This window comes from Pontibacter qinzhouensis, assembly GCF_008017455.1.
Taxonomy (GTDB): Bacteria; Bacteroidota; Bacteroidia; order Cytophagales; family Hymenobacteraceae; genus Pontibacter; species Pontibacter qinzhouensis.
In genome coordinates, this window is sequence record NZ_VRTY01000078.1 from 1 (window position 1) to 22346 (window position 22346).

At 48.7% G+C, this 22346-nt stretch carries 14 protein-coding genes; all 14 read left to right on the forward strand.

From position 1 onward, the window contains the following. A partial coding sequence (locus tag FVR03_RS24760) for a hypothetical protein (RefSeq protein ID WP_222707260.1) occupies window positions 1-188 on the forward strand: 188 nt, incomplete at its 5' end. Between the two features lie 309 nt (window positions 189-497). Continuing rightward, window positions 498-821, forward strand: coding sequence for a hypothetical protein (locus tag FVR03_RS17615; RefSeq protein WP_147923086.1), 324 nt, complete (start codon window positions 498-500; stop codon window positions 819-821). Between the two features lie 317 nt (window positions 822-1138). Further along, entirely contained in the window at window positions 1139-2395 is a 1257-nt protein-coding gene (locus FVR03_RS17620) for a class I SAM-dependent methyltransferase (RefSeq protein WP_147923087.1), read from the forward strand. A 548-nt stretch (window positions 2396-2943) separates the two neighbouring features. Continuing rightward, window positions 2944-3327 (forward strand): hypothetical protein, encoded by a 384-nt coding sequence (locus tag FVR03_RS17625; RefSeq protein ID WP_147923088.1) that lies wholly within the window; start codon window positions 2944-2946, stop codon window positions 3325-3327. 520 nt (window positions 3328-3847) lie between these two features. After that, window positions 3848-4063 carry a Sec-independent protein translocase subunit TatA/TatB gene (locus FVR03_RS17630; protein WP_147923089.1) on the forward strand — a complete coding sequence of 72 codons (216 nt, stop codon included), beginning with the start codon at window positions 3848-3850 and terminating at the stop codon, window positions 4061-4063. Between the two features lie 209 nt (window positions 4064-4272). After that, the gene (locus tag FVR03_RS17635; protein WP_147923090.1) at window positions 4273-5688 is read left to right on the forward strand and encodes a dicarboxylate/amino acid:cation symporter; all 1416 of its coding nucleotides are present in this window, start codon (window positions 4273-4275) and stop codon (window positions 5686-5688) included. Between the two features lie 373 nt (window positions 5689-6061). Beyond that, window positions 6062-7711, forward strand: a complete 1650-nt coding sequence (locus FVR03_RS17640; RefSeq protein WP_147923091.1) for an NADP-dependent glyceraldehyde-3-phosphate dehydrogenase — start codon at window positions 6062-6064, stop codon at window positions 7709-7711. Between the two features lie 434 nt (window positions 7712-8145). Beyond that, entirely contained in the window at window positions 8146-9297 is a 1152-nt protein-coding gene (locus FVR03_RS17645; protein WP_147923092.1) for a glycoside hydrolase family 172 protein, read from the forward strand. Window positions 9298-9494: 197 nt separating this feature from the next. Continuing rightward, entirely contained in the window at window positions 9495-11591 is a 2097-nt protein-coding gene (locus FVR03_RS17650) for a glycoside hydrolase family protein (RefSeq protein WP_222707261.1), read from the forward strand. Window positions 11592-11640: 49 nt separating this feature from the next. Then, window positions 11641-12894 carry a DUF6786 family protein gene (locus tag FVR03_RS17655; protein WP_147923093.1) on the forward strand — a complete coding sequence of 418 codons (1254 nt, stop codon included), beginning with the start codon at window positions 11641-11643 and terminating at the stop codon, window positions 12892-12894. Between the two features lie 686 nt (window positions 12895-13580). Beyond that, window positions 13581-16736 carry a beta-galactosidase, LacZ type gene (gene lacZ, locus FVR03_RS17660; protein ID WP_147923094.1) on the forward strand — a complete coding sequence of 1052 codons (3156 nt, stop codon included), beginning with the start codon at window positions 13581-13583 and terminating at the stop codon, window positions 16734-16736. Window positions 16737-17320: 584 nt separating this feature from the next. After that, a complete protein-coding gene (locus tag FVR03_RS17665; RefSeq protein WP_147923095.1) occupies window positions 17321-18676 on the forward strand; it encodes a BNR repeat-containing protein in 1356 nt (451 codons plus the stop codon). Between the two features lie 459 nt (window positions 18677-19135). Further along, window positions 19136-20548 carry a glycoside hydrolase family 88/105 protein gene (locus FVR03_RS17670; protein ID WP_147923096.1) on the forward strand — a complete coding sequence of 471 codons (1413 nt, stop codon included), beginning with the start codon at window positions 19136-19138 and terminating at the stop codon, window positions 20546-20548. A 229-nt stretch (window positions 20549-20777) separates the two neighbouring features. Further along, window positions 20778-22022: a DUF2264 domain-containing protein gene (locus FVR03_RS17675; RefSeq protein ID WP_255474280.1), complete on the forward strand. Its 1245-nt coding sequence runs from the start codon at window positions 20778-20780 to the stop codon at window positions 22020-22022. Window positions 22023-22346: the final 324 nt, after the last annotated feature.

Consider the following 22346-nt stretch of genomic DNA (forward strand, 5'->3'; position numbering starts at 1 on the left):
CCGCCAACCCCTACAACCAGCAGCCCCCGCTCCGACAAGGACGGGGGCTGGCTGCGTTTTTGGCCCCGGCTTTTAACTTTAAGGAAAGAAAAGCTGTCACTATTTGTCCTCCTGTAAAGGATTTTGTGACTTACCAGCAATTAACTCATAAGATTCTATACAGGAGGACAAAAAATGACCTTTCTTAAGCCGTACCTTTCTTTTGGCAAAAAGGAAGTAAAGCCACCCTCTTACCCTGCCCAGGCCCTAACCTTGAAAGGAGCGACCGCCTCCCGCACCCAGAGACAGCAGCAAAATGTTAAATTTTTTTCTTTAACTTTTTAAGAAACAAAAACATTTGGACGATTAGTACGTTTACCATTTTAATGAGTGTTTAAACAATGAAGTATTGTGCTTACTAAATCTACTTGTTTAAGAATATGATAAAACTAAGCTAACGTAATGTTCTTAGTACATAATATTTTTACATAGGTAATATTTACCCATCAGGAGACATAATGATATCAGTAAATAGGTTTGAGGTAAAATGTGCAGTAGTGTGTATAACACTCCTGTTCTTTTTGTCGATTACCTATAGTTTCTACTATAAATATGGGCAGGTAAAACCAGCCGATAAAATTGAATCGGAACTGGTGCTGGAGAAGACTTCCGAAGAAGGAAAGTTTAAGCACCCGCACATTTCTTTCCAGGCAATGCTCCGGTACGCCTTTATTGGATTTGAAAAACCAGTTCTGTTTCAGCAGCAAAGGTCTCATCTCGATTACAAATCAAAAAATAAACTGTACCTCCTTTTCCAGCAACTGAAGGTCCACCTCGCTTAACCGCAATTGCTTCTGGTCTCTTTAAAGGGAAGTATTTGCTCCTTTCTATAACTAGCTGAAGCAGGTTATAGGAGCTCTGGTATTTATTACCGGATCAGGTGCAGTATATTCGTTAAGCAGCGTTGCGTTGAGTTTAGCTCTTTGTGGCAGTAGTTCCAGAATCAAACCTCTCTTCGCCTTATCAGGCAAAAACTGTATTTCTTCCAGATAAAGAAGATTACCTCATGTGCTCCATCCATGGTGGCACTGCGCAGCTTTGCTGTGCAGCGGCTGTGGCATGCACCTTTCCTCAATCATTATTTAATTTATAGTACAACATGAACTGCCGATTCTGTAAAACACCCATCCATAATAAATTTGTAGACCTAGTCAATTGTCCGCCTTCCAACTCATTTTTGTCTGAGAAACAGCTAAACGAGCCGGAGGTATACTATCCGTTAACAATTTATGTGTGCCATAGCTGCCACCTGGTGCAGGTAGATGAGCACAAAAAAGCCACCGATATATTTAACAATGAGTATGTATACTTTTCGTCTTACTCGAAAAGCTGGGTGGAGCATGCACGGCGTTACGTGGAAGCGATGATGCAGCGCTTCGAGTACAACGAGAACTCAACTGTAATAGAAATTGCCTCTAACGATGGCTATTTGCTACAGCACTTTAAGGAGCGTGGGGTACCAGTGCTGGGGATAGAGCCAACACAAAATACGGCAAACATCGCCATTCAAAAGGGAATTCCTACCCTGACGGAGTACTTTGGGGCAGCCACTGCGCAGACGCTGGCAGACCAGAAAAAGAAAGGCGATTTACTTATTGGTAACAACGTGTTGGCGCACGTGCCCGACATTGATGACTTTGTGGAAGGCCTGAAGGTGGCCTTAAGAAAGAATGGTGTCATTACTATGGAGTTCCCACACCTGCTTCGCCTCGTAGAGGATTGCCAGTTCGATACCATTTACCACGAGCATTTTTCTTACTTGTCGTTCACGACGGTGAAGAGAATTTTTGAAGCGCATGGGCTTACCTTGTTCGATGTGGAGGTAGTGCCGACACACGGCGGCTCACTGCGGATTTTTGTCAAGCATCAGAAAGACGATAGTAAGTCAATTTCGGACCGCGTGCAGGCCTTGTTGCAGAAAGAAGAAGAGGCCGGCATTACCACAGAGGAGTACTACCTGAACTTTCAGGAGCGGGTAGACCAGGTGAAATACGGATTCCTGAATTTCCTGATAGAGCAAAAACGAGCAGGTAAGAAAGTGATCGGCTACGGTGCTGCTGCTAAAGGTAATACCTTGCTCAACTACGCAGGCATAAAAGGGCGCGATTTGTTGCAATTTGTAGTAGATGCAGCACCTTCTAAACAAAATAAGTTTTTACCAGGCAGTCATATTCCGGTTTACGACGAGTCTAAGATTGCCGAGTACTATCCCGACTATATTATTATTCTGCCCTGGAACCTGAAGAATGAGGTAATGGAGCAACTGGAGTACGTACGGGAATGGGGTTGCCAGTTTGTAACCTGCGTTCCCGACATAAAAGTGTATGACCCGAACCTGGTCGAAGCGGACCTGTAGGAGCAGGTTCGGGTCAATTTTTGAAAAAGCATCTGAAACAGTTAAAATGCCTGTGGAGAATTTCTGCCGGTAATTTAACTGTTTCAGGTGCTTTCATTTCTCCAGTACATATTATTATTATTATTTAAATTCAGGTTGTGCGGTAGTAGCGATATAATCATTCGTACTCCGTTATCCCTATCCCCCTTTTGTCATCCCCTTGGGATCTTGTGGGCAAGATTCATCAGCAATGGCAGCTCTCGATATAAGTTAGCATAGGTGCTTTTGCTGCTGTAACAGCGACATGAAGCTATTTTTAATCCGTGCACCTGGCAAAGGTGATCGCCCTGTTGTTGCCTGTCGCAATATTTTATTAACGACAGTTACCGCACAACTCTAATTATTTAAATGAAAATGGCCTTCCAAAGGCAAAACACCCTAACATGCCTCAAGGGTATTCGTTTAAAAGTTGGGCCATTTTTCAAAATACTGGTACATGCCAAATAATTATTTCTTCTGATTTTCAGTTTTAGATTAAAATTGCTGTACATTTGTTCTGAGGTGTTCTTATGGTAGAATATAACGCTATATCTTTTAGTTTCAGACATATATTGCTGTCTGTTTCGCTGCTGTGGGCTTTGCTGCTCTACGGCCAGGATGTAGCGGGTTATTGTGCCCCGATTCATACAGAACCTGCTACGGCAGCCTTTGAGTCCGGCAATACCAGTAATCCATCTGATACCCCTTTAATGCTGCAGCATGAGCTGAGCATGCCAAACAATGGACTCGCGGCTAATGGTACCATTGACCTGCAACAGCCCGGAACCTTTCCGCAGTTTCATGCTTTTGCTGCACCCACCGACGATAAACTACCTGCTGGAAGATTGAGGTTTTACGGCATCAGCTTACTTGCCCGCTTATTTCCCATCATTATCCAGCCCAACGCTCCTTAGCGTCTTTTCCTGCCACTGCTTTACCTGAAGAGGCAGCACCTGCCAAAGATCCTGTTACCTCATGTCCTCCTAAAAGAGTTTTCTGCTTAACAGAGCCCTTGCCTGCATTCGTAACACAGGTTAATAGAACTGAAGCAGGAGTAACCTCTTTGTAAAACAGTTCTGCTTGTTTGCTGTATCACAGGTGCGCGTGTTGCTGTTTCATAAACTTTCCTTATTAACCGGGAATAGGAGTAAGCGTCATGAATTATTCAAATGAAAAATGCCTTCAGAAGGGTTTCAGGGCATTTTTTGGTAAGGGTCTGCCAGGCATACCATCTACTAGAGTGGCTATTTTTTACTCGTAGAACCTTGTTAATTCTTGGTGCATGAGCTTTCTATACTTATTTCTGTTCCTGCTGCTGCTCACACTGCTCACATTGTATTTCAGGTGGGCCGAGCGGCGCAAATAAACCTGGTACTGCTGCTGCGGCAGCATCTGCTAATGGATTTCATTTAAAATTTTAACATACATACTACTATGGCTAGTACATCAGTTTTCGCATTTATCGGAGGTATTGGAGGCACCGAGTTGGCCTTGATTTTAATTGTTGTGTTGTTGCTTTTCGGGGCAAAACGAATTCCTGAATTGGCTAGAGGTTTGGGCCGTGGCATCAGGGAGTTTAAGGATGCCACCCAGGAAATAAAAAGCGAGATAGAGAATTCCGTGAAGGATACCGACACACCTAAAAAGTAGGCTATAACGTTTCAGTTCTGACACACATTGCCTGCTGGGCTATTGGCTCACTGGCAGTTACCGGACTGGTAACTGCCAGTGAGCCTGGTTCGGTAAAGGTGCTTTTTAGAACCTGAACCGGCTGCCATCTACGCTCAGGTATTTCACGCATTAAAAAACATCTGCCTGGAAGCCACCAAAACAGGCTGTTACCTTTTTTTCTCTTCCTTATGAACAAAAATTTAGTGCTGCTGGCTACGTTAGGTAGTCTGGCTGTGGCAGCAATGCTATCTGTGTTGCAGCAGTACCAGTTAGTGCAGGTGCCGGTGCAGGTATTAGCTGTGGCTCGCTGGGGTGCCATAGCGGTGCTGCTGGTGTACGGGCTACAAAAGAAAACACTTACCACCTGGATTCTTATCAGTATGGTAGCAGGCGCGGCTATCGGTTATGACTTTCCGGAGTTTGCGGCAAGCCTGAATGTGTTGAGCAAAGTCTTCCTGAAGCTGATTAAAACTATTATTGCGCCACTCATTTTTGCCACGCTGGTAGTTGGCATTGCAGGGCACTCTAACCTGAAGCAGATCGGGAGCATGGGCTGGAAGGCGATTGTCTATTTTGAAGTGGTCACCACGCTGGCGCTGTTCATCGGGTTGGCGGCCATTAATATAACTAAGGCTGGCGAAGGCATAGATCCGGGTATAGCAGCGAGCCACGAAGAGATATCCGCACCCGCAAAGCAAACGGTATCAGACATTATCCTGCATGTTTTTCCGGAGAACATTGCCAAATCGGTGGCGGAGGGGCAGGTGCTGCAGATAGTGGTGTTTAGCGTGCTGTTTGCCATCGGGCTTGCCATGGTAACTGAGAAGAAGCGGAAGCCGTTGATCGACTTTTGCGAGAGCCTGTCAGAAACCATGTTCAAGTTTACCAATATCATCATGTATTTTGCGCCGGTGGGGGTGGGGGCCGCCATTGCCTATACAGTTGGCCAAATGGGGTTTGGCATCTTGGTGAACCTGTTCCAGTTGCTGGCTACGCTGTATGTGGCTTTGCTGGCCTTTGTGCTGTTAGTGCTGCTACCGGTCGCCTTGCTGGCCAGGGTGCCCATTATGCGGTTCCTGAAAGCCATTTCCGGTCCGGTTTCTATTGCCTTTGCCACGACCAGCTCCGAGGCTGCACTGCCCAGAGCCATGGAAGAGATGGAGAAACTTGGGGTTCCGCGGCGTATCGTGGCATTTGTTATGCCTACCGGCTACAGCTTTAACCTCGATGGCACCACCCTGTATCTGTCGCTGGCTTCTGTTTTTGTGGCGCAGGCCGCAGGCATCTCCATGACCTGGCAACAGCAGCTCCTGATGGTGTTCACGCTCATGCTCACAAGCAAAGGCGTGGCCGGCGTGCCCAGAGCCTCATTAGTCATTCTGTTAGGTACGGTAGCATCTTTTAACCTGCCGGTGTGGCCCTTGTTTGCTATTTTAGGTATAGATGAACTCATGGACATGGCTCGCACCTCAATTAACGTAACAGGCAACTGCCTGGCTACTGCCGTAGTGGCCCGTTGGGAAGGTGAGTTCAACCCCACTCCCGAAAATGGTCTGGTAGAAGTAGTTGTTCCGGAGCCTGAATCCGAAAAGCAAATTGCCTGAACCCCTGGCTGAATAAGCTGCTACCCTTGGGTCAAAAAAAGCCAAAAGGCTTCTGAAGGCTGTTTTGATTTGAATAATTGGGATTTTCTTGTTGATTGTCTGTTGTTGATTGTGCTTTTGTGATTTCTATCTGATCATAAGGCTAATTTTAAAAGTCCGGTTATTTGATAAATTTTTAGTGTTGGCTTGTAATTATTGCCTTTTTACTAATAAAATTTGCTGTTTAGATAAAATAGTTGCTTAAAATGTCAGAATACTTGTGTTCTTTTACAACCTGAAGCTTGAGTAGCGGCAGTTCTTTTAGCCGACTTGCTATCTTCCGAAGGCTGAAAGGTCATTTTAGAGAAAGTACTGTGAATAAATCTATAAACCAATGAATGAAACAGAAGTAACTCCACGCATAACAGAAGACCAGTTACGGTCTATCTTTGTGGAGGAAAGCCAAATTCCGGCTGAGTACAGCCTGGAGCAGGAAATTCATCAGCAGGAGTACCTGTCGGACGGGGAAATGAGGCCGTGGCAGGGAGCAACGCACACCGTTTACTCGCCTGTGGCTGTAAAAACGGCAGAAGGCTATAAACGGAAGGTCATCGGTACCTACCCTGTGTGTACCGAAAAGGAAGCCAAAGAAGCACTTGATGCTGCGGTAGCAGCCTACGACAATGGCCGTGGCCAGTGGCCTACCATGAGCGTGCAGAACCGGATTCAGTGCGTGGAGCAGTTTACCCATAAAATGATCGATCAGAAAGAGATCGTGGTGAAGCTGATTATGTGGGAAATTGGCAAATCGTACGCCGACTCTGTTAAAGAATTCGACAGAACAGTAGAATATATATACGCCACCATCGATGCCTTAAAAGACATCGACCGCGATTCCTCGCGTTTCCAGATAGAGCAGGGCATTGTAGCCCAGATTCGCCGCTCGCCTTTGGGCGTGGTGCTCTGCATGGGCCCGTTCAACTACCCGCTCAACGAGACATTTACCACGTTGCTGCCAGCCCTGATTATGGGCAACACGCTGCTGTTTAAGCCACCCAAGCATGGTACGCTGCTGCACTACCCGCTTTTACAGGCGTTTAAAGAGTGCTTCCCGAAGGGTGTGGTAAATACGATCTATGGCCGTGGCGCTACCATTGTGCCTGCGCTTATGCAATCGGGTAAAGTGAATGTGCTTACCCTGATCGGCTCCAGCAAAGTGGCCGACGAACTTAAAAAGCTGCACCCGAAAGTAAACAGGCTACGCGCCATCCTCGGTCTCGATGCTAAAAATGCAGCTATCGTAACCGAAAATGCCGATGTAAAACTGGCTGTTTCTGAAACAGTGCTGGGCGCGCTTTCTTTTAACGGGCAGCGATGCACGGCGCTTAAAATTGTGTTCGTTCACCGTTCCAGAGTCGATGAGTTCCTGAGCGGACTGAGTGAAGCAGTTGGTAAGCTGAAGTATGGCATGCCCTGGGAGAAAGGTGTATCGCTTACGCCACTGCCGGAGCCGCATAAACCAGCCTACTTACAAGACCTGATAACAGATGCTGCCGCACACGGAGCCGAAGTGGTAAACGAAGGCGGAGGCGCAACTTTTGAGTCGTTTGTGTACCCAGCCATATTGTACCCGGTAAACAAGCACATGCGCGTGTACCGCGAGGAGCAGTTCGGACCGGTTATTCCGGTGGTGCCTTTCGATGACCTGGAAGAAACTATTGAGTACCTGATAGAATCTACGCACGGGCAGCAGGTGAGCATTTTCAGCAACGATGCCGCAGAAACAGCCGCGCTGATAGATCCTCTGGTTAACCAGGTGAGCCGTGTCAACATAAACTGCCAGTGCCAGCGGGGCCCGGATACATTCCCTTTCACCGGCCGTAAAGACAGCGCCGAAGGCACCTTGTCGGTCGTAGATGCCCTTCGTTCCTTCTCCATTAGATCGTTGGTAGCGACCAAACTCAACGAAACCAACAAGCACCTGATCAACCAGATCGTGAACGATGGTGAGTCTAATTTCCTGAGCACCAAGTATATTTTCTAGTACCTGAGTTTTTGGTTTCTGAAGTACCTGAAGTTGCTCCCGGTAGGTTTTAAACAAAGCCTGCCGGGAGCAACTCTGTTTTCTGGCCTCCCATACACCCATTTTTCCTGGTCTACTTCAGCTCCATTTCCCGAAGGGGCTTCTGAAATAGATTTCCATAGTTACTCCGCTGAAACCAGCTTTACAGCGTTAAACCGCTCAGGAACGGCTCTATGCACTAGTTTCCCTTTGTGTAGCTCAGGAAATAAATGAAGCAATGGTTGTTAGTCTGCACCTTAAAATTTACATTTAGAAAGTAATGAAAAGATGAGCCACCATAATAAAAAGGCAGCTTTTACCACTGCCATAAGAGCTACAGAACCTATAGTTGCAGCGGCATGTGGTGTATCAACAGTAAAACATACAAACAAATCTACAATTACACTTTCTGCACCATGACTCGAAAACTACTTACCTTCCTCGTTTGCTACATTATTTGCGTTGGCACAATGGCGCAAAAAGCAGGCAATTTTAACGGTTTGGAAATGAATATGGGCAACCTTTTTCGGTTGTCTGATGCCGAAACACGCTCCATTAGCCCGGAGAATATTACCGGCGAAAAGGGTAAGGGCGGCATGACATCGTTGGAGGACGGCGTGCACGGTCACCAGGCGCGTGAACTGGGCGTGGGCTGGAAGACGAATCCTTTTGTTTGGATAGAAGGCGGACAGACCGTAACATTGGCAGAAATAGAAGGACCGGGAGCCATTCAGCACATCTGGATGACGCCTACCGGCAACTGGCGCTACTCCATTCTGCGCTTTTACTGGGACGATGAGAAGGAGCCATCGGTAGAGGTGCCCGTAGGTGATTTTTTTGGGATGGGCTGGGGCGAGTACGCTCCCCTGAACTCGATGCCGGTGCAGGTAAACCCGGGCAGCGCCTTTAACTGCTACTGGGTGATGCCGTTCCGCCGCAAGTGCCGCATTACCATGGAGAACATCAGCTCGGAGCGCATGAACCTGTTTTACCAGGTAGATTACACCCTGACCCAGGTACCCGACGATGCCGCTTATTTTCATGCGCAGTTCAGGAGGAGCAACCCGACCCAAGGTGCTCTGCATACGCTAATAGATGGCATTAAAGGCAAAGGCCACTATGTAGGCACCTACATGGCCTGGCAGGTAAATAACAAAGGCTGGTGGGGCGAAGGCGAGATCAAGTTTTACATGGATGGCGACAATAAGTTTCCGACCATAAACGGTACTGGCGCCGAAGATTATTTTCTGGGTTCTTACAACTTCGAGAACAAAAAAACACAGCAGTACGAGGAGTATTCTACAGCACATGCGGGTTTGCACCAGGTTATCAGGCCCGATGGTTTATACGAATCGCAGCAGCGGTTTGGCATGTACCGCTGGCACGTTATGGACCCGATCCGGTTCAACAAAGACCTGCGCGTAACCATTCAGGACCTGGGCTGGCGAAGTGAGCACCGCTACCTGCCACAGAAGTCTGATATAAGTTCGGTGGTGTACTGGTACCAAACTGAACCACACGCCAAATTCCCGAAACTCCCTTCTAAAAACGACCTGGAGGTTAATTAATGAAGGCTGTTGATTGGCTAAAATTTCAATATACAAACATATTCCGGCAGTAAACCCTTGGACCACAACAGGCCGTTTTACCTTCGGAAGGCCATTTCCATTAGAATAATTTCATTCAATAAACTTCGGTAGGCTACCGATAAAAGCTACATTGGTCATAACTTATTTAACGTAGCTCTGCCGCAAAAGCAACACCCATGATACACACACACTTTTTAGCTAAAACACTATTTATTTCCTTACAGAAAGTAAATGCTAAAGCAAGCTGGCTGCTGCTCCTGCTACTTAGCTTGTCTGTAAACCAACTCTCGGCGCAGAACCTGCAGCAGGAACTCGCCAATAACCTGACCTACAAGCTGCTGCTGAAGCAACCCGGCAACCCGGCTCAGGCACACAACCTGAAAGCCGTACAAGGGCAGGAGCAACTGCAGGCCGGAAACAAACTGACGGTGAGTGTGAGCCAGAACATAAAGCAGGAAGCAGACCATGTGGCTTTAACCATTACCATAGAAGCCTTACAAGATGCGTATTTTAACCTGCAGGGCCAGTTTAAGGCGCCCGGCATCAGCTACGACACTTCATATATGTACCTGCCCGGCTTCTGGTACCGCAAAAACCTGCGCTCCCCCGACAAAGCGCCATCGGCCAGGGTCAGCAAAAACTGGATTGTGCGCGAAGACAGGCTGAGCTCGCCCTTAGTTGGCATTTACGATCAGCAGCAAAAGCAAAGTTACTCACTGGCCCGTATGGATAAGCTGGAGCGGGAGGCGCTGGCACCCATCAGCCACGGCGAGGTGGTGCTTAGCGGGCACTCCGACCTGGGCGCTGTGGGTTTCGGCGAAGAGAGCGGAGGCGCTTACCTGTCGTTTGCCTACCCGTACCAGGAAGCGCCACACAGCTACTACCGCAAACTTACACTCGGCGATCCGGTAACATCTTTTCTGCACCTGAAGCGTGGCGAAAAAATAACGCTGCACTACCAACTCATGAAGTTTGCCGCCACCGACTACGCCGACTACATGAAGCAGATCTGGACACGCTCCTACGACATGTACCAGCCAAAACCCATCACAGACAACAAACTGACGGACGAGGAAATTAAACGCATCCTGACCAAATTCTACACCCAGTCTTATGTGGAGGCGGGCAACCTGAAAGGTTTCTCCGGCATACATCTGCAGACACACCTTTGCGAGAAGCTCAAGATTCTGGAAGTCGGGTTTATCGGGCGGGTGCTGCTCAATGCCTTTAATGCGCTGGAGTTTGCCGAGCAGCACAACGATGCGGAACTACGGCAAATCGCCTTTAACGTGATGGACAGCTATGAGCAGCATGGTTTCTCCGACACCGGGTTTTTCAGGGAAGTAGTGGATATGGAGAACAACACCGAAGAAACGACTTACTCCATCCGCAGGCAGTCAGAAGGTATTTATGCGGCCCTGCTGTACCTCGATTACGAGAAGCGCAAGGGCCGCAAGCACCCGCAGTGGGAGAAAAACATACAACGGCTGCTGGCCAACATCCTGAAACTGCAGCAAAAAGAAGGGCACTACCCGCGCAAATTCAAAGGCGACTTCCAGCTCGTTGACCCTACAGGCGGTAGCTCCCCATCGGCAGTGCTGCCTTTAGTAATGGCCTACAAATATTTCGGCGATGCCAAATACCTGAACTCAGCCCGCAAGGTAATCGATTACCAGGAAAAGGAGATTATTTCTAAATCTGACTATTTTTCCTCTACCCTCGATGCTGACTGCGAAGATAAGGAAGCCTCGCTATACGCTGCTACGGCCCTGTATTACATGGCCATGGTTACCAAAGGCAAGGAGCAGGAGCGGTACAAAAGGCTGGCGCAGCAGGCAGCTTACTTCACCCTCTCCTGGTACTACACCTGGGATGTTCCCTTTGCGCCCGGCCAGATGCTCGGCGACGTTGGCCTCAAAAGCCGTGGCTGGGGCAATGTGTCGGTAGAGAACAACCACATCGATGTGTTTATTTTTGAGTTTGATGAGGTACTGAAATGGCTGGCGCAGGAAACTGGAGAGAAACGCTTCTCAGCTTTTGCCGAAGTTATCCGGTCCTCAATGCGGGAGCAGCTGCTGCCTTACCCGGGGCACATGGCCGATATTGCCAAAGAAGGCTATTATCCTGAGGTGGTGCAGCACACGCAATGGGACTACGGCCACTTCGGCAAAGGCTTCTACAACCTGCACTTCGCACCGGGCTGGACAGTGGCCTCTATCTGGGAACTGCTCACCGATAACCGCGCCAAAAATTATTTAACGCGAAAACGCTAAGCACCAGCCATCCATAAAGATCTGTATTATTAAAATCTTATCCGAAACTATGGCAAACCGCTTTCTACCTAAAAAAACAGTCGTCCTCCTACTGCTTGCGCTGAGTTTCCAGGCATGCCAGCCATCAGAAAAAAAGGAAACACAACAGGCAGAGGCAGCACACGCAGAAGCAGGCACTTTTGGGTACGACCTCGATTTTCTGAGGAGCAAAGACGATAGCCTGATCGTGCTGAAGGATGAGCAGGGGGTAGGGCAGGTGCTGGTTTCAGCCAAATACCAGGGCAAAGTTTTTACCTCAACCGCAGATGGCTTACATGGCAGAAGCTTCGGCTGGATTAATTATGAGGCTTTCGATGCAGAGCCCGACCCGCACATGAACGCCTATGGTGGTGAAAATAGGTTTTGGCTGGGGCCGGAAGGTGGCCGGTTCTCTCTTTTCTTTAAACCTGGCACCGATATGGTGTTTAGCAATTGGGTAACACCACCTGCTATCGATACAGAGCCTTGGCATGTAGTTTCGAGCAGTAGCGACCGGGTTTCGCTTACGAAGAAGACAGAGCTGCTGAACTACGCCGGAACCTTACTGAAAGCCAGCATAAAGCGAGACATACGCCTGTTGAGCCTGGCGGAGATAGAGCAGCAACTTGGCGTAAAAGCTGGTGGTAATGTAAAAGCAGTAGGTTTCAGCACCGACAATGCCCTTAGCAACGTGGGGGAGCAGCCATGGACCAGCCAAACCGGAGCCCCCTGCATCTGGATTCTGGATATGTTCAATCCATCGCCCGGCACCGTAATCGTGCTTCCGTACAAAGAACAAGCAGCTGGCAAAGTAGCCACTACCGATTATTTCGGCGAAATACCGGAAGACCGCATTCTTTACAATGCAGGCGTTCTGTATTTTAAAGCAGATGGCAAAGCAAGAGGGAAACTGGGGCTCTCGCCTGAGCGGGCCAAGCCTGTGGCAGGCAGCTACGACCCCACCAACCGGGTACTCACCATCACGACTTTCGATGTAAACAGCACCGCCACCTACCTGAACCAGGAGTGGACTACCGCAAAAGACCCACTGAAAGGAGATGCTGTAAACGCCTATAACGATGGCCCACTGGAAGATGGCAGCCAGATGGGACCGTTCTACGAAATAGAAAGTGTTTCGCCGGCTGCCTTCCTGAAGCCCAATCAAACCCTGACGCACCAGCACCATGTGTTTCATTTTGTAGGCGAGGCAGAAGCCCTGAACAATATTTCTGAAAAGGTACTGGGCGTTAAACTACAACAGATGGAGGAGGCTTTCAGGAAGTAAAGCAACCTGAATTATTCTAATGAAAAAGCCCTTCCGAAGGTTTTTGTAGTATTTTAATCCAAGGGTAAGCCAGTGGTTTTTATAAGCAAAAGCACTAAGTAGAACTTTGTTTTAGAGTTCCGGCAGGAACGGCTGCTGCTAGTTCAGGCGACGGCGCACAGAAGAGTATTGTTAAATGATCAGCTACGTGTCGTAGTACTTCCTGGTAGAAATAGTCAAATCATGCAGTTAGAAAGCTTTTTCCGCGGGCATTGTTAATTTACCCCCCTTAAACAAATGGTTATTCCCCCTCTTCTAAATCAAAAATGTCGGAATTTTGGCATAGGCAGGTTGTTAAGCACAAGACTTTAATTAACGAATGTAAGTTTCTTGTAGATGGCAACTAGATGGCAACATAGCTTATCGAAATCTGTGTCACCAGTTAAACAAATTATATAAATTCGTTTGTCGTGATACGGGTGTCGTTTTTCTCAACCCGATGCAATTTCTGATTCCAATAAGTTAAGAGGCAGTCTATGACGTATCGGAATTCGTGATTTGATTTTTTACATTCAGGAGAGAATATAAAGTCTTGGCGAAAGTTCTATTTACTAAACTTGCTGTAAGAGCAGATGCCTTTTATAAATTAATGAAAATATAACGGTAACAGATATCCTGATAATTTATTTGTTTTAAGAATAGCCCCTATGTTCAAGCGTATATTATTTGCCCTTTGCTGTTTCTGTTTGCCGCAACTGGTGGCAGCACAGCAACCCCAAAACGAGTGGGAGAACCCCAAGGTGTATGAGCGTAATAAAGAAAAGCCGCACGTACATTTTATGCTGTACAGCAATGCCGAAGATGCCCGGAAAGATGACTTCAGCAAATCGCCATGGCACCAGTCGCTGAACGGCAACTGGAAATTCTCTATCGTAAAAACCACAGCCGAGCGCCCGAAAGATTTCTACAGGCCTGGCTTCGACGATAGCAAATGGACCAATATTCCGGTTCCGTCTAACTGGGAATTAGAAGGGCACGATATTCCGATTTATACAAACGTAAAGTACCCGTTCCCGGCCAAGCCGCCTTACATAGACCAGACCTACAACCCGGTTGGCACCTACCGCCGCAGCTTTACAGTGCCTGCCAACTGGTCGGGCCAGGAAATAATGCTGAACTTCGGCTCTATATCTGGTTACGCGCTGGTGTATGTGAACGGGCAGGAAGTGGGCATGACAAAGGCTGCCAAGTCTCCGGCTGAGTTTAACGTTACCAAGTTCCTGAAGTCTGGCGAGAACCAGCTGGCGGTGCAGGTAATTCGCTGGCACGATGGCAGCTACCTCGAAGACCAGGACTTCTGGCGCCTGAGCGGCATTGAGCGCGATGTGTACCTGCAGGCGCTGCCGAAACTCACCATCTGGGACTATTTTATTAAGGCCGACCTCGACAATAGCTACAAAAATGGCGTGTTCAGCACAACCGTAGACCTGCGTAAGTTCACAGGCAAAGCTGCTGACAAAGCTACCGTAAGTGTGGAGCTGTACGATAAAAGCAATACCAGGGTGTTTTCGCAGGAAAAGAGCCTTTCTACAATAGGAACAGCTAACCTGAAACTCGATTTTAACGGCACCATAAACAACGTGGAACCCTGGAGCTCAGAATTCCCGAACCTCTACGACTGCGTAATAACCTTAAAAGACGATAAAGGCAAAACTGTAGGCGTAACCGGCAATAAAGTTGGTTTCAGAAAAGTGGAACTGAAAAATGCACAGATGCTGGTGAACGGCGTGCCCGTGTTGATGAAAGGCGTAAACCGCCACGAACACGACGATGTAACGGGGCATGTTCCGAACAAAGCCTCTATGCTGAAAGACATCGAACTGATGAAACTGAACAACGTGAACGCAGTTCGCACCAGCCATTACCCGAACGACCCGCTCTGGTACAAGCTCTGCGATGAGTACGGACTGTATTTAGTAGATGAGGCCAACATAGAAACGCATGGCATGGGAGCCGAGTGGCAAGGCAATTTCGACAAGAGCAAGCACCCTGCCTACCTGCCCGAGTGGGCACCGGCGCACATGGACCGCATTGTACGGCTGCTGGAGCGCGACAAAAATCATGCATCGGTTATTATCTGGAGCATGGGCAACGAGTGTGGCAACGGACCTGTTTTTTATGATGCCTACAAATGGATAAAAAAACGGGATAACTCACGACTGGTGATGTTTGAACAAGCCGGCGAGAATGAGAATACCGATATTGTAGGACCTATGTACCCCGGTATCGGCAGCATGAAAAAGTATGCTGAGGCACAGAAAGAGCGCCCTTATATTATGTGCGAATACTCGCATGCCATGGGCAACAGCAACGGTAACTTTCAGGAGTACTGGGATATTATTAACAGCAGTAAGCACATGCAAGGTGGCTTTATCTGGGATTGGGTAGACCAGGGCCTGAAAACCAAAGACAAGAACGGCAAGGTGTTCTGGGCCTACGGTGGCGACCTGGGAGGTGAAAACCTGCAGCACGACGAGAATTTTTGTGCAAACGGTGTGGTATCGGCTAACCGCACGCCGCACCCCGGCCTGCACGAGGTCAAAAAAGTATACTCCAACATCCAGATCAGCTCAAAAGACCCGCTCAAGGGTGTGATTACCGTTGAAAACCAGTTCGGCTTCACCAACCTCGACCAGTTTAACTTTAAGTGGCAGCTCTTCAGGAATGGAGCTTTGCAGAAAGAAGGCGATTTTGCCGTGGAACTTGCACCCCAGCAACAGAAAGAGGTAAAGCTGCCTTTGCCAGCCATTAGTGCACAAAATGGAGAAGAGTATTTTTTGAGCGTGTTTGCTTATACCAAATCTAAAAGTACTTTTGTGCCGGCTGGCCATGAGGTGGCTCGCCAGCAGTTCGGCCTCAGCGATAACACGTATTTTGCAAAAGCAGGCGCTGCAGCCGGTAAACTCAAAATCAAAACAAAAGGCAACACCTTAAGCTTTACCGCAGGAGAGGTAGCCGGAGAGTTCGATACAAAAACAGGGCAGCTGGTGGCTTTTGGGCAGAACGGACAGAAAACCATCACAAAGTTTCCGGAACCATATTTCTGGCGTGCCCCCACCGACAACGACTTTGGTAACCATATGCCTGAAAAGCTCAGTGTGTGGCGCGATGCCCACAAAAACATGAAGCTGGTAAGCGTGCAGGTAGGTAAAAAGCAGGCGCAGGGGCAACCCGTTAAAGTTACTTACGAGCTCACAGAAAAAAAAGTACCATACACCATCGAGTACCTGATACAGAACGATGGCGCCGTGCAGGTAACAGCCTCTATCGACATGACGGGTATTGACATGCCGGAACTGCCACGCTTTGGCATGCGCCTGGAGCTGCCAAAAGACCACGATAACCTGCAGTACTACGGCCGTGGCCCCTGGGAGAATTACTCCGACCGTAAAACATCCTCGTTTGTAGGCCTGTACCAGGACAAAGTAGCGAACCAGTTTCATGAGCTGTACATACGGCCGCAGGAGAGTGGCAACAAAACCGATGTGCGTTGGGTGGAGCTAACAAACGGTGCCGGTAGCGGCCTTTTAATAGAAGGGCTGCAACCGCTCAACTTTACGGCCATTAACTACACAACCGAAGAAATTGACCCAGGCACCAAGAAGCGGAACCGACACCCGGTAGACCTGAAAGAGCACGACAACATTAGCCTGCACGTAGATCTGAAGCAGCGCGGCCTGGGCGGCGACGACAGCTGGGGCCGCTTACCGCACGAGCCTTACCGGCTCACCGACAAGCAGTACAGCTACAGCTACCTCATCAGGCCGGTAACTAAAGCAAGCTCCAAACTATCGCAGAAATAACAAGGTGCATGGTTGTAATTCAGTTCTGATACTGTTAAAGGTTTAAACCTTAAGCAGCATCAGAACTGCATTATTTACTGATGTTACGCACTAAGGATATTCTGTAAAGTTTTATACTTCCAGCTTAACTAATTACTTTGCTGGCCCTGTACCAGTAGTTGAGAGCACAAATCCCAGTTCTTGGGTTGAGCGCCTTTGCAGGTTTCCGGTGCCGCAGGCAGCCTGAGCGCGAGCGAGTCTAAAAGGGGCCCCTGCACCCCTGGCAGGAAAGATGCAGCAGCGCGATGCCCGAGAACGGGGCCTCGCGGCCTTGAGCGCTAAGACTTCTACAATGAAAAATGAAAGCCTAAGGGCACCGGATGAAACTGTTACAAGTGTATTAGAACCAAATTAAAAGTTCCAAATACCAGAAGGCGTGTAACATCAGTTATTTAAATGAAAATAGCCTTCCAAAGCTAAATTAGTGCAGAAGTGCCAAGGGGCTGAAAGTAATGTTAACTTACGCCAACAAACGTTAGCTCACATGCGCACCTTATTTTGCTGAACCACCAGCTCCCAAACTGTCATTGTTTACATGCATTTACATGGGTTATAAAATAACAAGGTTTTCTTTTTTTGTCTCTGTTATAAGTGTGCTGTTCCTGGGCACCTCTTCCTGTCGCACAGTAAGGTCTGCGGAAGGAACTCAGGCTGCAGCGCCTACCACTGTTCGGGTAGCCGATGGCTGGGCCAACAACTCGGTTAATGTGGTAGTGTTCCGCAAAAATTCGCTCGTAACGCACCAGGGCACGCAGTACACTGCCTGGTACGATGCCGACCGCCACCTGGTGCTGGCCAAACGAAAAAGCGGCACTATGGATTGGGAGATACAGAAAACTGATTTTACCGGAAATGCGGCTGATGCCCACAACTCTATCAGCATTATGGTAGACGGCGATGGTTACCTGCACCTATCCTGGGACCACCACAACCACCAGCTCAACTATGCCCGCAGCCTGAGCCCAGGCTCGCTGCAATTAACAAGCAAAATACCCATGACGGCCCAGAACGAAAGCGCTGTGTCTTACCCGGAGTTTTACCGGCTGCAGAACGGCAACCTGATGTTCTTTTACCGCGATGGCGGCTCCGGCCGGGGGAACATGGTGATCAATAGCTACGATACCGGCACCCAGCAATGGACCCAGCTGCACCCCAACCTGATTAGCGGCGAAGGCAAACGCAATGCTTACTGGCAGGCTTATATCGATAGGCAAGGCACTATTCATGTGTCGTGGGTGTGGCGCGAGAGCCCCGATGTGGCCAGCAACCACGATCTGAGTTATGCCCGCTCCACCGATGGCGGCAGAACCTGGGAAAAATCAACGGGCGAGAAATACACGTTGCCTATAACAGCGGCATCGGCCGAAAAAGCCTGGCCTATTCCGCAGCAAAGCGAACTGATAAACCAGACCTCTATGGGGGCCGATGAGCGCGGGAACCCATTTATCGCCACTTACTGGCGTGAGGCTGGATCGGAAGTGCCACAGTACCACCTGGTGTACCACAACGGGTCTGCCTGGCAGTCGCTGCAACTCGATTTCCGTAGCACCCCTTTTAGTTTGAGTGGCGTGGGCACCAAACGCATCCCGATTGCCAGGCCACAGGTGCTGGTGAAAAATGCCGGAGACAAAGCCTCGGTGCTGCTGCTTTTCCGCGACGAGGAAAGAGGCAATAAGGCATCGGTTGTGGTGATAAATAAGCTGGCAGATGCCACCTGGACGATTATGGACCTGACACAGGGGTCGCTGGGGTCGTGGGAGCCAACCTACGACACCGAGCTCTGGAAAGAGAAAGGCATACTCAACCTGTTTGTACAGAAGGTAGAACAGGTAGATGGCGAAGGCCGCGCCAACATGCCGCCTCAACCCATTGAGGTTGTGGAATGGAAACCGGCTTTTTAGGCGAAAACGCTTTATTAAGTTAAGAGTTAAAAGTTATGAGTTAAAAGTTTGAGGAATTTATTTGGATCGAGATAAATCTCGTTTCCTTTAAGCTCGACTTTAGCATTTTTAGAAATCAAGAACAGCTAAACAGTGAATTATACGCTATTTAGCAGTTCTATTTTTGAATGTCGGGTAAAATTCATGACATGCAAAAATAGAAAAGTGCTTTAATTACGCTCTAAAGGCCTTCTTTTTCTGTTTTCAAAAATGCTAAAGTCGAGTTAAGAACCCATTCGACAATTTAACAATTCGACCATTTAACAATTAAAAAAGAACAATCAACAACAGACAATTAACAATTAAAACCCAATTATTCTAATCAAAATAGCCTTCCAAAGCCTTTGTGTGCCTCAGCGTGTCAAGGGTGATGCCTTGGAAGTGGACATACAATTAACCTGATCCGGTTATAAGAAGCGCATGAAAAAGAAACTGATTTACTGTATTACGAGCTTACTTTTCTGTTGCAGCCTTGCCCTGGCACAAACAGCTGAACCAGCCATGCCTGCCTCCGCAGCAGAGGTGGCTGCTATTATTAAAAAAGCGAACCATTACTGGCAAACAGCAAACCCAAACCATGGCCGCGCCTTCTGGGACAATGCCGCCTACCACACCGGCAACATGGAGGCCTATAAAGTAACCGGAACCGAAGCGTATAAAAGTTATTCTGAGGCCTGGGCCGGGCATAACCAATGGAAAGGTGCCAAATCAGACGATAAGGCCGGTTGGAAGTACTCGTATGGCGAATCGGATGAGTATGTGCTGTTCGGCGATTACCAGATTGCCTTCCAGACCTACATCGACCTGTATAACCTGGATGAGGTAAAGGACCCGAAAAAGATTGCCCGTGCCCGTGAGGTGATGGAGTACCAGATGAGCACCTCTCAAAACGACTACTGGTGGTGGGCCGATGGCCTTTATATGGTAATGCCTGTAATGACAAAGCTTTACCACGTAACCGGCAACAAGCAGTACCTGGAGAAACTGTACGAGTACCTGAGCTATGCCAACTCCATTATGTACGATGAGGAGGAGAAGCTCTACTACCGCGATGCCAAATACGTGTACCCGAAGCACAAAAGCGCGAACAGCAAAAAAGACTTCTGGGCTCGCGGCGATGGTTGGGTGTTTGCCGGGCTGGCCAAAGTGCTGCAGGATCTGCCAACAAATGACCCGCACCGCAACGAGTACATCGAAAAATTTGTGGGCATGGCAGAGGCCATCAAAAACTCGCAGCAGCCCGAAGGCTACTGGACCCGCAGCATGCTCGACCCGGAGCACGCTCCCGGCCCTGAATCGAGCGGCACCTCTTTCTTTACCTACGGCTTGCTGTGGGGCATCAACAATGGTTTTCTGGGCAGAGATGAATATTTGCCGGCAGCACTTCGTGGCTATAAGTTCCTGACGGAGGTGGCCCTGCAGCCGAACGGGCGTGTGGGCTACGTGCAACCCATCGGCGAAAGAGCCATTCCGGGGCAGGTAGTAGATGCCAACTCCACAGCTAATTTTGGCGTTGGCGCTTTTTTGCTGGCCACTTCAGAAATGCACCGCATGGTGGAGCAGGAGAGGGTAAGGTTAAACGAAAGCGACCTTGCCAGAAATATTTCGGCGTATCCGAATGTAGCCAACTCTGAGGTAAGAGTGCAACTGCCTGCTGGGCTGACATGCAAAAGCGTATTGGTAAAAGATGAGACCGGAAAACAGGTGGCAAAATATAAAGGCAAGTTTACAGGAGAGAAGGTGCTGCCGGTAAAAAAACTGACTAAAGCACCTTATGCCCTGGAGCTGAAGACAAGCAAAGGCACCATTACTAAAACAATGCTGGTGCAATAGCTAGTGGTAGCATAAAGATGTTGTCAGGTATTCGGCAAAGGCACAGATGTTTTTCGGACAATATGAGCTTTCTTCCATGCTATCCGAAAGATACTTGTGATTTTACGCGTTTGCCCTTCTAGTCTTCAGCAGCAGCATGAAAAGAATAAAACAGCATTTTTAGTAGGGCCTGAGCAGCCGTGTTACTTTACCCAGAGTTAGTTCCTCCTTCTTACATAAACATACACCAGTGATCATCAACAGAAATACATGGCTGCTGCTTTTGGTGCTACTCTGCATGAGCAACGCTGTGCAGGGACAAAAAAAGAAAAATGCTCCTGCTGCAACCGACCGGCAATTATGGCTGCGCCACCTCGACATGGTAGCAGGACCTGTACTGGCAAACCTGGCAGAAAACAAACTGAAACAGACTATGCCCGTGGTGCTGTCTGATAGAATAGATAATAAAGCCTCGCGGACCGAGGTGGCTTATTTAGAAGCTTTTGGGCGCGTTATGAGCGGCATTGGGCCTTGGCTGAACCTGGAAGGTGGTGCTGCAGAAGAAGTAACCTTGCGCCACCAGTACCGGCAGTGGGCGCTTAAAGCTGTGGCAAACGCTGTGAACCCGGCTGCCAGAGATTACCTGCAGTGGCAGGGCGGCCAACCTCTTGTTGATGCCTCGTTTCTGGCGCTTGGCCTGGTGCGCTGCCCCTGGCTATGGCAAAACCTGGACCCACAGGTGCAGGAGCAGGTAGTTACAGCGTTCAGAACCACGAGGTCTACGGTACCGGTGTACTCAAACTGGATTTTATTTTCGGGCATGATCGAGACTTTCTTCTGTAAGTATGGCATAGACTACGATGCTGTGCGGGTAGAGTACGGGGTACGGGAGTTTACGCAACACTGGTACGTGGGCGATGGCCTCTACTCCGATGGCATGCAGTTTGCCCTCGACTACTATAATAGCTATGTTATTCAGCCTTACCTGGCGACTATTTTGGAGGTAGTGAACACCAAAAATAAGAAATACCAGTCTTACGCACCTACGCTCGATAAAATTACAAAGCGTTATGCCGAAATTCAGGAAAGGTTGATTAATGCAGATGGTTCTTTTCCGGTGCTGGGCCGCTCCATTGCCTACCGGGCAGGTGCTTTTCATCATCTGGCAGATATGGCCATGCGCAAGCAACTACCTGAGAGTTTGCAGCCAGCGCAAGTAAGGAGCGCCTTAACAGCAGTGCTTCGTAAAACACTAGAGGCTCCCGGTACCTTTACCAAAGAAGGCTGGCTGAACATTGGCCTCTACGGGCAGCAGCCCAACCTGGCCGAATTCTACATCACCACGGGCAGCCTTTACCTGTGCGCCACTGCCTTTCTGCCGCTGGGCCTACCCGAAACCGATGACTTCTGGGCAAAACCTGCTACTCCCTGGACGGCTTCCAAAGTCTGGAACGGGCAGGATGCTCCTGCCGACCATGCCCTGGAGTTGCGCTGAAACACACAAGAAGTCATGCAGTATTTTTTTGGAAGGGGAGAATAGGCTACGCGGGCAGGAAGTTCGCTGAAGGAATGTGCAGTTAAATTGCGTTTACAAACTCCGACACAAACCTTGCCATGTAAGGTTTCACTTCTCCGATTTTTGCAGGAACGAAAATTCGTATGTCTTACTGGTGCTTAGGCACATTAACAAGTATGATGGCGCGGGCATGCTCGCTCTTGACGAATATTCTACTTCCTCTGGCCGTTTCAGACCTTGTTTACAGGAGAACTTGCAACTCTAGAAATTAAGTTGGAGGAGCACTAAAGATGAAGGTGGGCA

Excerpts from the sequence above, each read along its gene's own strand:
- FVR03_RS17635 (WP_147923090.1), top strand. The coding sequence starts at position 4,273 with ATGAACAAAAATTTAGTGCTGCTGGCTACGTTAGGTAGTCTGGCTGTG.
- FVR03_RS17625 (WP_147923088.1), top strand. The coding sequence starts at position 2,944 with ATGGTAGAATATAACGCTATATCTTTTAGTTTCAGACATATATTGCTG.
- FVR03_RS17665 (WP_147923095.1), top strand. The coding sequence starts at position 17,321 with ATGGGTTATAAAATAACAAGGTTTTCTTTTTTTGTCTCTGTTATAAGT.
- FVR03_RS17650 (WP_222707261.1), top strand. The coding sequence starts at position 9,495 with ATGATACACACACACTTTTTAGCTAAAACACTATTTATTTCCTTACAG.
- FVR03_RS17630 (WP_147923089.1), top strand. The coding sequence starts at position 3,848 with ATGGCTAGTACATCAGTTTTCGCATTTATCGGAGGTATTGGAGGCACC.
- FVR03_RS17655 (WP_147923093.1), top strand. The coding sequence starts at position 11,641 with ATGGCAAACCGCTTTCTACCTAAAAAAACAGTCGTCCTCCTACTGCTT.
- FVR03_RS17640 (WP_147923091.1), top strand. The coding sequence starts at position 6,062 with ATGAATGAAACAGAAGTAACTCCACGCATAACAGAAGACCAGTTACGG.
- FVR03_RS17645 (WP_147923092.1), top strand. The coding sequence starts at position 8,146 with ATGACTCGAAAACTACTTACCTTCCTCGTTTGCTACATTATTTGCGTT.
- FVR03_RS17670 (WP_147923096.1), top strand. The coding sequence starts at position 19,136 with ATGAAAAAGAAACTGATTTACTGTATTACGAGCTTACTTTTCTGTTGC.
- FVR03_RS17620 (WP_147923087.1), top strand. The coding sequence starts at position 1,139 with ATGAACTGCCGATTCTGTAAAACACCCATCCATAATAAATTTGTAGAC.
- lacZ (WP_147923094.1), top strand. The coding sequence starts at position 13,581 with ATGTTCAAGCGTATATTATTTGCCCTTTGCTGTTTCTGTTTGCCGCAA.
- FVR03_RS17615 (WP_147923086.1), top strand. The coding sequence starts at position 498 with ATGATATCAGTAAATAGGTTTGAGGTAAAATGTGCAGTAGTGTGTATA.